6 protein-coding genes are annotated in these 12822 nt (G+C 73.3%); all 6 read left to right on the top strand.

Features of this window, described 5'->3' with window-relative positions; genetic code table 11:
- Positions 1 to 5 precede the first annotated feature (5 nt).
- On the top strand, positions 6 to 2177 hold the full coding sequence (gene mrdA / locus Q0994_RS00500; RefSeq protein ID WP_299527443.1) for a penicillin-binding protein 2: 2172 nt from the start codon (positions 6 to 8) through the stop codon (positions 2175 to 2177).
- Positions 2177 to 3367: a rod shape-determining protein RodA gene (rodA, locus tag Q0994_RS00495; protein ID WP_299527441.1), complete on the top strand. Its 1191-nt coding sequence runs from the start codon at positions 2177 to 2179 to the stop codon at positions 3365 to 3367. Before mrdA ends, rodA begins: the two co-directional genes overlap by 1 nt.
- 155 nt (positions 3368 to 3522) lie before the next feature.
- Positions 3523 to 5082: a CYTH and CHAD domain-containing protein gene (locus tag Q0994_RS00490; RefSeq protein WP_299527439.1), complete on the top strand. Its 1560-nt coding sequence runs from the start codon at positions 3523 to 3525 to the stop codon at positions 5080 to 5082.
- A gap of 52 nt (positions 5083 to 5134) precedes the next feature.
- The gene (locus Q0994_RS00485; RefSeq protein ID WP_299527437.1) at positions 5135 to 7063 is read left to right on the top strand and encodes a TIGR03960 family B12-binding radical SAM protein; all 1929 of its coding nucleotides are present in this window, start codon (positions 5135 to 5137) and stop codon (positions 7061 to 7063) included.
- 363 nt (positions 7064 to 7426) lie between these two features.
- On the top strand, positions 7427 to 8206 hold the full coding sequence (locus Q0994_RS00480; RefSeq protein WP_299527435.1) for a TIGR03936 family radical SAM-associated protein: 780 nt from the start codon (positions 7427 to 7429) through the stop codon (positions 8204 to 8206).
- Between the two features lie 230 nt (positions 8207 to 8436).
- Positions 8437 to 12711: a ribonuclease E/G gene (locus tag Q0994_RS00475; RefSeq protein ID WP_299527433.1), complete on the top strand. Its 4275-nt coding sequence runs from the start codon at positions 8437 to 8439 to the stop codon at positions 12709 to 12711.
- The last annotated feature ends 111 nt before the right edge of the window (positions 12712 to 12822 follow it).

The following is a 12822-nucleotide window of genomic DNA, read 5'->3' as shown; positions in this document are numbered from 1 at the left end:
GCCGGATGAGCAACATCCCCGAGACCGGCAGGACCCAGCGGGTCCAGATCCGGCTGATCGTCATCCAGGTACTCGTCTTCTCGCTGCTGCTGACCCTCGGCGGCCGGCTCTGGTACCTCCAGATCCGCAACGGCCAGGAGTACACCGACGAGGCGAAGAACAACCACGTCCAGCAGGTCGTCCAGCCCGCCGTCCGCGGCTCCATCCTCGACGCGCGCGGCGTGCCGCTGGCCGACAACGAGACCCGTCTGGTCGTCTCCGCAAGCCGCACCGAGCTGCTGAAGATGAAGGACGACGGCGAGAGCGTCCTCACCCGGCTCGCGGACGTCCTCGACATGGAGCCGAAGGAGGTCATCGACAAGGTCCGGCTCTGCGACGCGAATACCCCCCAGCCCTGCTGGAACGGCTCGCCCTACCAGCCGATCCCCGTCACCGACGAGGCCACCACCCAGCAGGCGCTGCAGATCCGCGAGCGCGCCGAGGACTTCCCCGGCATCACCGCCGAACCCACCGCCGTACGCCGCTACGCCGCGCCGGGCGGGGCCAACACCGCCCAGGTCCTCGGCTACCTCTCCCCGGTCACCGACGAGGAGATCACCAAGGCCCAGGACACCGACTCGCCCTACCTGCGCTCCGACCAGGTCGGCCGCTCCGGGCTGGAGCGCACCTACGACAAGGAACTGCGGGGCAAGGCCGGCGTCACCCGTTACGAGGTCGACAACCTCGGCCGGGTCATCGGTCAGGCCGAGAACGACCGGGCGGAGCCCGGCGCGAGCGTCGTCACCTCGATAGACGCCCGCGTGCAGGCCGTCGCCGAGTACGAGCTCGACCAGGCGATGAAGACGGCCCGCAAGGAGTTCGACAAGAACACCAACGAGAACTACAAGGCCGACTCCGGGGCCGTCGTCGTGATGGAGGCCAAGACCGGCCGCGTCGTCGCCATGGCCTCGCTCCCGACCTACGACCCCAACGCCTGGGTCGGCGGGATCTCCGCGAAGGACTACACGAACCTCACCAGCAAGAAGTCCAACTTCCCGCTGCTGAACCGGGCGATCCAGGGCCAGGCGGCCCCCGGCTCGATCTTCAAGGTCATCTCCTCGACGGCCGCGGTCAACGCCGGGTACCCGTTCGACGGCAACTACCCCTGCCCCAGCTCGTACTCCATCGGCGGCCAGACCTTCAAGAACTTCGAGTCCCAGGGCTACGGCTCCATCACCATCGGCCGCGCCCTGGAGGTCTCCTGCGACACCGTGTACTACGGCATCGCGCACAAGGAGTGGCAGAAGGACGGCGGCACCTCGCCGAAGAAGAACGCCAACGACTGGTTCTACAAGACCGCCCACCAGTTCGGCCTCGGCAAGGAGACCGGCATCGACCTCCCCAACGAGGTCAGCGGCCGCGTCCCCGACCGCCAGTGGAAGCAGGACTTCTACGACGCCAACAAGGACGCCTGGTGCAAGCAGGGCAAGAAGGACGGCACGTACGTCGAGATGATCGCGTACGAGAACTGCCTCGAAGGCAACAAGATGCGCGCCGGTGACTCCGTCAACTACTCCATCGGCCAGGGCGACACGCTCGTCACCCCGATCCAGATGGCGACCATCTACGCGGCGATCTCCAACGGCGGCACCCTGTACGACCCGACGGTCGGCAAGGCGGTCGTCAGCGGCGACGGCAGGACCGTGCAGGAGATCAAGCCCACCTCGCACGGCAAGCTCCCCTTCACCGGCAAGACGCGCGACGAGATGGACGAGGCCCTCGCGGGCGTCGCGACCCGGGGCAGCGCCGCCTGGCGGTTCGGCGGCTGGCCCCAGGACAAGATCCCGATGCACGCCAAGACGGGTACGGCCGAGGTCTACGGCAAGCAGACGACCTCCTGGTTCGCCACCTACACCGACGAGTACTCGATCGTCATGACGATCTCCCAGGGCGGTACGGGCTCCGGCGCCTCCGGGCCCGCCGTCCGCAACATCTACGACGCGCTCTACGGCCTCGACGACAACGGCAAGCAGGACCTCAAGAGGGCGCTGCTGCCCAAGCCGGAGAAGACCCTGCCGAAGATCCAGCCCGACGGCTCCATCGACGCGCCCAAGATCAAGCCCTACGACCCGGACGCGCAGAAGCCGCTCGACGAGGGACAGCAGGCGCTCGCCGCCGTCGTGGGGAGGCGCGACTGATGGCCGGATTCTCCGTCCCCCGGTACGGCCCCGAGCGGTCCTGGTGGGACCGGCTCACCGCCCGCGACTCCCTGGTGCGCCGGCTGGACTGGCCGCTGCTCGGTTCGGCGCTGGCGCTCTCCTTCGTCGGCTCGCTGCTGGTCTGGTCGGCGACCCGCAACCGCGACTCGCTGACCCACGGCGACCCGTACTACTTCCTGTTCCGGCACGTGCTCAACACCGGTATCGGGTTCGCCCTGATGATCGGCACGATCTGGCTCGGCCACCGCACCCTGCGCGGCGCGGTGCCGATCCTGTACGGCCTGTCCGTGCTGCTGGTGCTGTCGGTCCTCACCCCGCTCGGCGCCACCGTCAACGGCGCGCACGCCTGGATCATCGTCGGCGGCGGCTTCTCGCTCCAGCCGTCCGAGTTCACCAAGATCACCATCATCCTCGGCATGGCGATGCTGCTGGCGGCCCGGGTCGACGCGGGGGACCAGCCGCACCCCGACCACCGGACCGTCGCCAAGGCCCTCGGCATCGCCCTGATCCCGATGGCCGTCGTCATGCTGATGCCCGACCTGGGCTCCGTGATGGTCATGGCGGTCATCGTGCTCGGCGTGCTGCTGGCCTCCGGCGCCCCCAACCGGTGGATCTTCGGACTGCTGGGGGCGGGCACCGCCGGAGCCCTCGCGGTCTGGCAGCTCGGCCTGCTGGACGAGTACCAGATCGCCCGCTTCGCCGCCTTCGCCAACCCGGCCCTCGACCCGGCCGGGGTCGGCTACAACACCAACCAGGCCCGGATCGCGATCGGCTCCGGCGGCCTCACCGGCACCGGGCTGTTCGAGGGCACCCAGACCACCGGGCAGTTCGTCCCCGAGCAGCAGACCGACTTCGTCTTCACCGTGGCCGGTGAGGAACTCGGCTTCCTCGGCGCCGGCCTGATCATCGTGCTGCTCGGTGTGGTGCTGTGGCGGGCCTGCCGCATCGCCCGCGAGACCACCGAGCTCTACGGCACGATCGTCGCGGCCGGCATCATCGCCTGGTTCGCCTTCCAGGCGTTCGAGAACATCGGCATGACCCTCGGGATCATGCCGGTCGCGGGTCTGCCGCTGCCGTTCGTCTCGTACGGGGGGTCCTCGATGTTCGCGGTGTGGGTGGCGATCGGGCTGCTTCAGTCGATCAAGGTGCAGCGGCCCATGTCCGCCTGAGCGGGTTCCGCGCCACGACGGCGGTCCCGGCCCCCGGCCGGGGCCGCCGTCGTGGCTTTCCGGCAGCTCCCGGGCGCGGCCCGGAGCCCGGCGCGGGGCCCGGCGAAGGCGCTCGCCCCCTGCACGGGGGAGCGGAGCGCGACTAGATTCGGTACATGGCCGATGTGAAGCGTGAGATCGAGCGGAAGTTCGAAGCGGACCCCGGCGCGCAGGTGCCCGACCTGACGGGCACGGCGGACGTGGCCGCGGTGGCGGCCCTGGGCGTCACCGAACTGGACGCCGTCTACTACGACACCGACGACCTCCGGCTCGCCGCGGACTCCGTGACGCTGCGCCGCCGCACCGGCGGCTCCGACGCCGGGTGGCACGTCAAGTTCCCGGTCGCCGCCCACGTCCGCGACGAGATCGGCGCCCCGCTCTCCGACACCCTGCCGGACTCCCTCGCCGCGCTGCTGCGGTCCCGGGTCCGGGGCGCCGATCTCCGGCCGACCGTCCGCCTCCTCTCCGCACGCGACGTCCACCACCTGCGGGACGCGGACGGGTGCCTCCTCGCGGAGCTGAGCGTCGACGCCGTCGTGGCCGAACGCCTCGCGGGACCGGGCGCCGGCACCACCGCCGCCTGGACCGAGATCGAGGTGGAACTGGCCGACGACGGCGATCCCGCCCTCCTGGACGCCGTCGCCGGGCGGCTCGCCGCCGCGGGCGTCCGGCCCTCCGGCTCGCACTCCAAACTCGCCCGCGCCCTCGCCGAGACGACCCCCGCGCCCAAGGGGAAGCCCAGGAAGCCCGGGAAGCCCGGGAAGCCCGAGCGACGGGAGCGGGCCTCCGCGCCCACCGCGGGGGACCACGTCCTCGCGTACGTCCGCGAGCAGGTCGAGGCGATCGTCGCGCTCGATCCGGCCGTCCGCAGGGAACTGCCCGACTCCGTCCACCGGATGAGGGTCGCCACCCGCCGGCTGCGCAGCGCCTTCAAGAGCTTCCGAGCCGTTCTCGACCGGAGCGTGACGGACCTGCTCGGCGACGAACTGAAGTGGCTGGCCGGCGAACTGGGCGTGGGACGCGACCAGGAGGTACTGGAGAAGCGGCTCGACGCGGCGGTCGAGGACGTCCCGGACCCGCTGCTGCTCGGCCCGGTCCGCGCGCGGTTGCGCCTCTGGTCGGCCGCCCGCCGGGCGGACTCGCGCGCCCGCGTCGTCGGGACGCTCGACGGCGAGCGCTACCTCGCGCTCCTCGACACGCTGGTGGCGCTGCTGGACGAGCCGCCGCTGCTGCCCGCCGCCGGCCGGTCCCCGGACAAGGTGCTGGCCAAGGCGGCGCGCAAGGAGTTCGGACGGTTGGCCGACCGGGTCGCCCTCGCGGGGGACCGCCCGCCGGGCCACGAGCGCGACCTCGCCCTGCACGAGGCCCGCAAGGCCGCCAAGCGCGCCCGGTACGCCGGCGAGGCTGCCCGGCCGGCGCTCGGCAAGCCCGCGAAGCGGTTCACCCGCCGGATGAAGGAGGTCCAGTCCCTGCTCGGCGACCACCAGGACAGCGTGGTGGCCCGCGACGCCCTGCGGGACCTCGCGGTCGGGGCGAACGAGGCGGGGGAGTCCTCCTTCACCTGGGGCCTGCTGTACGCCCGGGAGGAGGCCGGCGCCGCCGCCCGGGAGCGCGAACTGCCCGGCGTCTGGTCCCGGGCGGCGGCTCCCGGAGCACGGGCGGCGCTGAAGAGCTGAGCACCGGGGTACGCTGGATGGTCACCCCCGCCAGCTCACGAAGGTTCGCGAGATGTCTGCCGAGTCGGTCTTCCCACAGCTCGAAGCTCTGCTCCCGCATGTGCAGAAGCCCATCCAGTACGTCGGCGGTGAACTGAACTCCACCGTCAAGCCGTGGGACGAGTGCGACGTCCGCTGGGCCCTGATGTACCCCGACGCGTACGAGGTCGGGCTGCCCAACCAGGGCGTCATGATCCTGTACGAGGTGCTCAACGAGCGCCAGGGCGTGCTCGCCGAGCGCACCTACAGCGTCTGGCCCGACCTCGAAGAGCTGATGCGCGAGCACGCGGTGCCCCAGTTCACCGTGGACAGCCACCGTCCCGTCGGCGCGTTCGACGTGTTCGGGCTGAGCTTCTCCACCGAGCTGGGCTACACCAACATGCTCACCGCGCTGGACCTCGCGGGCATCCCGCTGGAGTCCAAGGACCGCACCGTCGACCACCCGATCGTGCTCGCGGGCGGCCACGCCGCGTTCAACCCCGAGCCGATCGCGGACTTCATCGACTGCGCGGTCATCGGCGACGGCGAGCAGGCGGTCCTGGAGATCACCGAGATCATCCGCGCCTGGAAGGCCGAAGGCCGCCCCGGCGGCCGCGAAGAGGTGCTGTTCCGGCTGGCGAAGACCGGCGGCGTCTACGTTCCCGGTTTCTACGACGTCGAGTACCTCCCCGACGGCCGCATCGGCCGGGTCGTGCCCAACAAGTCGGGCGTGCCGTGGCGGGTCTCCAAGCACACCGTCATGGACCTCGACGAGTGGCCCTACCCCAAGCAGCCCCTGGTGCCGCTCGCGGAGACGGTCCACGAGCGGATGTCCGTGGAGATCTTCCGCGGTTGCACCCGCGGCTGCCGCTTCTGCCAGGCCGGCATGATCACGCGCCCCGTGCGGGAGCGGAGCATCACCGGCATCGGCGAGATGGTCGACCGCGGTCTCAAGGCCACCGGCTTCGAGGAGGTCGGCCTGCTCTCGCTGTCCTCCGCCGACCACAGCGAGATCGGTGAGATCGCCAAGGGCCTCGCCGACCGGTACACCGAGGACAAGATCGGTCTCTCGCTGCCGTCCACCCGCGTCGACGCGTTCAACGTGGACCTGGCCAACGAGCTGACCCGCAACGGCCGCCGGTCCGGCCTCACCTTCGCCCCCGAGGGCGGCTCCGAGCGGATGCGCAAGGTCATCAACAAGATGGTCTCGGAGGAGGACCTGATCCGGACGGTCGCCACCGCGTACGGCAACGGCTGGCGCCAGGTGAAGCTGTACTTCATGTGCGGCCTGCCCACCGAGACCGACGAGGACGTCCTCCAGATCGGCGACATGGCGGTCAACGTCATCGCCAAGGGCCGCGAGGTCTCGGGCCAGAACGACATCCGCTGCACCGTCTCCATCGGCGGGTTCGTCCCCAAGCCGCACACCCCCTTCCAGTGGGCGCCGCAGCTCGGCGTCGAGGAGACCGACGCCCGGCTCGCCAAGCTCAGGGACAAGATCCGCGGCGACAAGAAGTACGGCCGCTCGATCGGCTTCCGCTACCACGACGGCAAGCCCGGCATCGTCGAGGGCCTGCTCTCCCGCGGCGACCGCCGCGTCGGCGCCGTCATCCGCGCCGTCTACGAGGACGGCGGCCGCTTCGACGGCTGGCGCGAGCACTTCAGCTACGACCGCTGGATGAAGTGCGCCGCCGCGACGCTCCCCGCCTTCGGAGTGGACGTCGACTGGTACACCACCCGCGAGCGGACGTACGAGGAGGTCCTGCCCTGGGACCACCTGGACTCGGGCCTCGACAAGGACTGGCTCTGGGAGGACTGGCAGGACTCGCTCGACGAGACCGAGGTCGAGGACTGCCGCTGGACCCCCTGCTTCGACTGCGGCGTCTGCCCGCAGCTCGACCTGGACATCCAGATCGGCCCGACCGGCAAGAAGCTGCTGCCGCTGAGCGTGGTCAACCAGTAGTCGTCCGTGAGCGGCCCGCCCCCCGTCCCGGACGGAGGGCGGGCCGCTGCGTCGTTCCCGCCGCCCCCTCTCGTTTCCGCTCGTGGCGGACGGGCGGAACCCCAGGTCGGGGAACCGGGCGGGGCCCCTGCGCGTACTCTGGGTGAGGCAGTACCACCGACACGACCCCCCGACGCGGTGGGCCGCACCCGAGACCGACCCGCCCGGCGCGAATCCGCCGGGGCAGGACGGACCGGCGCGGACGTCCCGGCCCTGACGGGGGACCCTGTACTTCGTGGGCGGCGCCCCGCCGGGGCCGCCCCGCACCGAGGAGAAGAACCACTGGGCAAGCGACAGCCCGAAGGCCCGCCGCCCGCACCGGCGGTGCAGCGCATCCGACTGCGCTACACCAAGCGCGGCCGCCTCCGGTTCACCAGCCACCGTGACTTCCAGCGGGCCTTCGAGCGGGCGCTGCGCCGCTCCGAGGTGCCGATGGCCTACTCCGCCGGCTTCACCCCGCACCCCAAGGTGTCGTACGCCAACGCCGCACCGACCGGCACCGGCAGCGAGGCCGAGTTCCTGGAGATCGCCCTCACCGAGGCGCGTGACCCCGCGGTCCTGCGCGAGCTGCTCAACGAGTCGCTGCCGGACGGCCTCGACATCACCGACGCGGTGGAGGCCCGGACGTCCGGTCTCGCCGACCGGCTGACCGCCTCCGTCTGGGAGATGCGGGTCGAGGGCGTCACCGTCGAAGAGGCCGGACGGGCCGTGAGCGCGTTCCTGGCGGCCGGGACCGTCGAGGTCCAGCGCCGCGCCAAGAACGGCATGCGGACCTTCGACGCCCGTGCCGCGGTGGCCTCGCTGGAGGCCCTGCACGCCGAGTCCGATAGGCCCGGGGACGACGCCTGTGCGATACTGCGCCTGGTAGTACGGCACACCACACCCGCCGTACGACCCGACGACGTCCTGTCCGGTCTCCGAGCCGTGGCCGACCTGGCGCCGCCGGTCCCCGTAGCGGTGACCAGGCTGGCGCAGGGGCTCTTCGACGAGGAGTCCGGCACGGTGACCGACCCGCTCGCGCCCGACCGCGACGCAACCCCGGCCGCATCAGCGGCCGTCGGGGATGCCGCCGCGACGGTGCCCGAGGGTGCCGAAACCGCGTAAGGCGGTCGTCGAAAGCGCAGCCCTCCGACTCGGGAGCCACCTGGGTCGGGCCGCGCGCCGACCAGAAGACTTTCGCCAGGCCGTACGCACACCGTGTACGGAACCGGCGAGCCAGACATCAGCTCCCGTGCGGCGCCCGCGCCCCGGGCGGCGGTGCACCGCACTGCGTGCGAGCCCGCCGTACCGGATTCAGGCGCGGCGCCCGGGAGCGCGACGGGAGAACCGCCCGCATGCCTCAGTCGAACGAACCCGGCACGACCGGAAACAGCGAAGAGAACACCCCCGGGGACAAGCTGCCGCCGCGCCGTAGGCGCCGCGCCGCGTCCCGCCCCGCGGGCCCGCCCGTCGGAGCGGCGGGCACCGCCGCGGACGACGCGACGCCGTCGGCCCCGGCCGCCGGGGCCGAGGAGCCGCGTACGGCCGACGAGCCGGCCGAGGCCGCGCCCGCGCCGCGCGCCCGCCGCCGCGCCGTCCGGAAGGCGACAGCCCCGGCCGCCCCGCCGGAGGCCGCCGAGATCGTGGTCGAGGCCACCGCGCCCGCCGCCGAGCCCGAAGCCCCGGCCGGGGCTTCTGCCGGCGCCACCGAGGAGACACCCGAGGGGGCCCCCGCGCCGCGTGCCCGCCGCCGTGCGGTGCGCAAGGCGACCGCCCCCGCCGGTGCGCCGCAGGCCGCCGAGCCGGTGGCCGAGCCCGTGCCCGTGGAGGAGGGCGACGCGCCCGTCGAGGAGCCGGCGGCCGAGGCTCCGCGCCCCCGCCGCCGTGCCTCCCGCAAGGCATCCGCCCCGGCCGGTCCGCCGCAGGGCGCCGTGGAGACCGTGGTGGCCGAGCCCCTCGCGGAGCCGGAGCCCGAGGCCGTCGAGCCGGAGGTTGTCGAGCCCGAGGTCGTCGAGCAGCCCGCGGCCGTGGAGCCCGAGCCGTCCGCCGCCCCGCGCCGCGCCCGTCGCCGCGCCTCCGCCCCGGCCGGTGCGCCGCAGTCCGAGGCCGCCGGCCGACAGGCCGCGGAGACGCAGGCCGCGGAGACGCAGGCCGCGGAGACGCAGGCCGCGGAGACGCAGGCCGCGGAGACGCAGACGGTCGAGGCGCCCGCCGCCGAGACCCCGGCGGCCGAGGCCCCCGCCGCGCAGGAGGAGCCCGCCGAGGCCCCCCGCGGCCGCCGCCGCGCCTCCCGCAGGGCCTCGGCCCCCGCCGGTGCACCGCAGCCCGCCGAGATCGCCGAGGCCGTCGAGGCCGCGCCCGAGGTGGGCGAGAGCCTGCCCGCCGCGGTCGCCGAGGAGCTCGCCTCCGAGAGTGACGAGGTCGCCGACGCCGCGCCGCGCGGCCGTCGCCGCCGGGCCACCGCCCCGGCCGGCCGGCCGGAGTTCACCGCCACCGAGGAGCCCGCCCGCAAGGGCCGCCGTGCGACGCGCCCGGCCGTGGCCGTCTTCCAGGCGCCGGTGTTCGCCGAGCCGATGTTCCAGACGCCCGAGACGGCCGCCGCCGCGGCCGCCGCAGCCGCGAAGTCGGCCCCGTACGACGAGGTCGAGGACGAGGAGACCGAGGAGCAGCAGGCCCCGCAGGCGGCGGCCCCGGTCGCCGAGGCCGCGCCGCAGGGCGGGTCCCGTCGCCGTCGCCGCCGCCGTGGCGAGGCCGCCGAGGGTGAGCGCGCCGCCGCCGCGTCGGTGGCGTCGCCCGAGGAGGAGCCGGAGCCCGCGGAGGACGAGGCGCCCGTCGCCGAGGACGACGCGCACGAGTCCGAGGAGAACGAGTACGGCGACCGGCCGTCGCGCCGCCGCCGTCGCGGGGGCCGTCGCCGCCGCCGCGGTGAGGCCGGAGACTTCGAGGACGAGCAGCACGACGAGGAGCCCGCCGGCTCCGGGCACCGCGCCGACGCCCAGGACGAGGCGCCCGAGGCCGAGGACGACGCCCAGGACCACGAGGACGACGAGCAGGACGACCACGACTCCGCGGCCTCCGGGTCGAGCAGCAGCCGTCGCCGTCGCCGTCGTCGCCGCCGCAACGGCGACACGGGCGTCGACGCCGACCAGGGCGCCGACGACCCGGAGCGCACGGTCGTCAAGGTGCGTGAACCGCGCGAGCGCCGGACCCGTGAGACGGCCGAGCGCGAGCCCGGCACCGGCTTCGACGAGGTCCAGTCCATCAAGGGCTCGACCCGCATGGAGGCGAAGAAGCAGCGCCGCCGCGAAGGCCGCGAGCAGGGCCGCCGTCGCGTCCCGATCATCACCGAGGCCGAGTTCCTGGCGCGGCGCGAGGCCGTCGAGCGCGTCATGGTCGTCCGCCAGAACGGTGAGCGCACCCAGATCGGCGTCCTCGAGGACAACGTCCTGGTCGAGCACTACGTCAACAAGGAGCAGGCCACCAGCTACGTCGGCAACGTCTATCTGGGCAAGGTCCAGAACGTGCTGCCGTCCATGGAGGCCGCCTTCGTCGACATCGGCAAGGGCCGCAACGCCGTGCTGTACGCCGGCGAGGTCAACTTCGAGGCGCTCGGCATGGCCCACGGGCCGCGCCGCATCGAGACCGCGCTGAAGTCCGGCCAGTCCGTCCTGGTCCAGGTCACCAAGGACCCGATCGGCCACAAGGGCGCCCGCCTGACCAGCCAGGTCTCGCTGCCCGGCCGCTACCTCGTCTACGTGCCCGAGGGCTCGATGACCGGGATCAGCCGCAAGCTGCCCGACACCGAGCGCTCCCGGCTCAAGTCGATCCTCAAGAAGATCGTTCCCGAGGACGCGGGCGTCATCGTGCGCACCGCCGCCGAGGGCGCGAGCGAGGACGAGCTGCGCCGCGACGTCGAGCGGTTGCAGGGCCAGTGGGAGGAGATCCAGAAGAAGTCCAGGGCGACCGGCAGCTCCAACGCGCCGACCCTGCTCTACGGCGAGCCGGACATGACCGTCCGGGTCGTCCGCGACATCTTCAACGAGGACTTCTCCAAGGTCATCGTCAGCGGCGACGAGGCGTGGGAGACCATCCACGGATACGTCTCCCAGGTGGCGCCGGACCTGACGGACCGGCTGTCCCGCTGGACGTCCGAGGTCGACATCTTCGCGACGTACCGCATCGACGAGCAGCTCATGAAGGCGCTGGACCGCAAGGTCTACCTGCCGAGCGGCGGTTCGCTGGTGATCGACAAGACCGAGGCGATGGTCGTCGTCGACGTCAACACCGGCAAGTTCACCGGGCAGGGCGGCAACCTCGAGGAGACCGTCACCAAGAACAACCTGGAGGCGGCAGAGGAGATCGTTCGCCAGCTCCGGCTGCGCGACCTCGGCGGCATCGTGGTCGTCGACTTCATCGACATGGTGCTGGAGTCCAACCGCGACCTCGTGCTCCGGCGGCTGCTGGAGTGCCTGGGCCGCGACCGGACCAAGCACCAGGTCGCCGAGGTCACCTCGCTCGGCCTGGTCCAGATGACCCGCAAGCGGGTCGGCCAGGGGCTGCTGGAGTCGTTCTCCGAGACCTGTGTCCACTGCAACGGGCGCGGCGTGATCGTGCACATGGAGCAGCCGACGGTGTCGGGCGGCGGTGGGGGCGGCAAGCGCTCCAAGAAGCGCCGCGGCGGCCAGGAGTACGGCCACGAGCAGGACCACGGCCACGAGCTGGACGAGCACGGCCACGAGCACGACGAGCACGAGCACGAGACCGAGGCGGAGGTCGCCGCCGAGGTGGCCGCCCCGGTGGCGCTGCCCGAGCCGGAGTTCGTCCCGGACGAGGAGCTGTACAGCAGCGCGGCCGAGGCGGAGGCCGCCGCCACGCGCGGCCGGGGCCGTCGCCGGGCGAGCCGCAAGGCGTCGGCTCCCACCGGCTCCCCGAAGGCGGCCGCCCCGGCGCCCGTCGTCGAGGAGGCCCCGGTGGTCGCCGAGGTCCCCGCGGTCCGGGAGGAGGCCCCTGCCGAGCCCGCCCCCGCGGCGGCCGTGGAGCAGGAGCCCGCCGCGGCTCCGGCCGCCGAGGCCGCCCCGCAGGGCCGGACGCGCCGCCGGGCCACCCGCAAGGCGTCCGCCCCGGCGGGATCGCCGAAGCCGGCCGAGGCACCCGAGCCGGTCCGTCCGGCCGAGCCCGCGGCCGACCCGGTGGCCGTGGAGGACCCGGTGGTCGAAGCGCCCGAGCCCGTCCCGGCCCCCGAGGCCGAGACGCCCGAGGCGCAGGCCCCCGCCCCGGCCCCCGAGGCGCAGGCCCCGGCGGGCGAGGCCCCGGCCCCGCGCGCCCGTCGCAGGGCGACCCGTAAGGCCACCGCGCCCGCCGGGTCGCCGACCGGCGCCGAGGAAGCGGCGACCGTCGTGATCGACAGCGGCTCGGCGGAGACCGGTGGCACCGGCGCCACCGGCGACGAGGAGCCGGCGGCACCCGCCAAGAAGACGGCGGCCCGCAAGACCGCCGCCAAGAAGGCCCCGGCCAAGAAGGCGGCGGCGAAGAAGACGGCGGCCAAGAAGACGACGACGGCCAAGAAGACGGCCACGAAGAAGACGACCGCCAAGAAGGCGGCCGCTTCGGAGACGTCGTCGGACGCGTAACACCCGTCCGTTCCCCCACGAGCCGCCCCCGCTGTCCCGGGGGCGGCTCGTCGGCGTATGGGCCCGTGTCTGCTTCCGGGGGTTGAGGTCACCGGAACGAAACACAGCGGT

Source organism: uncultured Streptomyces sp., assembly GCF_947488945.1.
GTDB lineage: Bacteria > Actinomycetota > Actinomycetes > Streptomycetales > Streptomycetaceae > Streptomyces.
This window is presented reverse-complemented; position numbering and strand designations above follow the sequence as displayed.

Bases quoted from the DNA above. Each gene is read 5' to 3' on its own strand.
- mrdA (WP_299527443.1), top strand. From the start codon at position 6: ATGAGCAACATCCCCGAGACCGGCAGGACCCAGCGGGTCCAGATCCGG.
- rodA (WP_299527441.1), top strand. From the start codon at position 2,177: ATGGCCGGATTCTCCGTCCCCCGGTACGGCCCCGAGCGGTCCTGGTGG.
- Q0994_RS00490 (WP_299527439.1), top strand. From the start codon at position 3,523: ATGGCCGATGTGAAGCGTGAGATCGAGCGGAAGTTCGAAGCGGACCCC.
- Q0994_RS00485 (WP_299527437.1), top strand. From the start codon at position 5,135: ATGTCTGCCGAGTCGGTCTTCCCACAGCTCGAAGCTCTGCTCCCGCAT.
- Q0994_RS00475 (WP_299527433.1), top strand. From the start codon at position 8,437: ATGCCTCAGTCGAACGAACCCGGCACGACCGGAAACAGCGAAGAGAAC.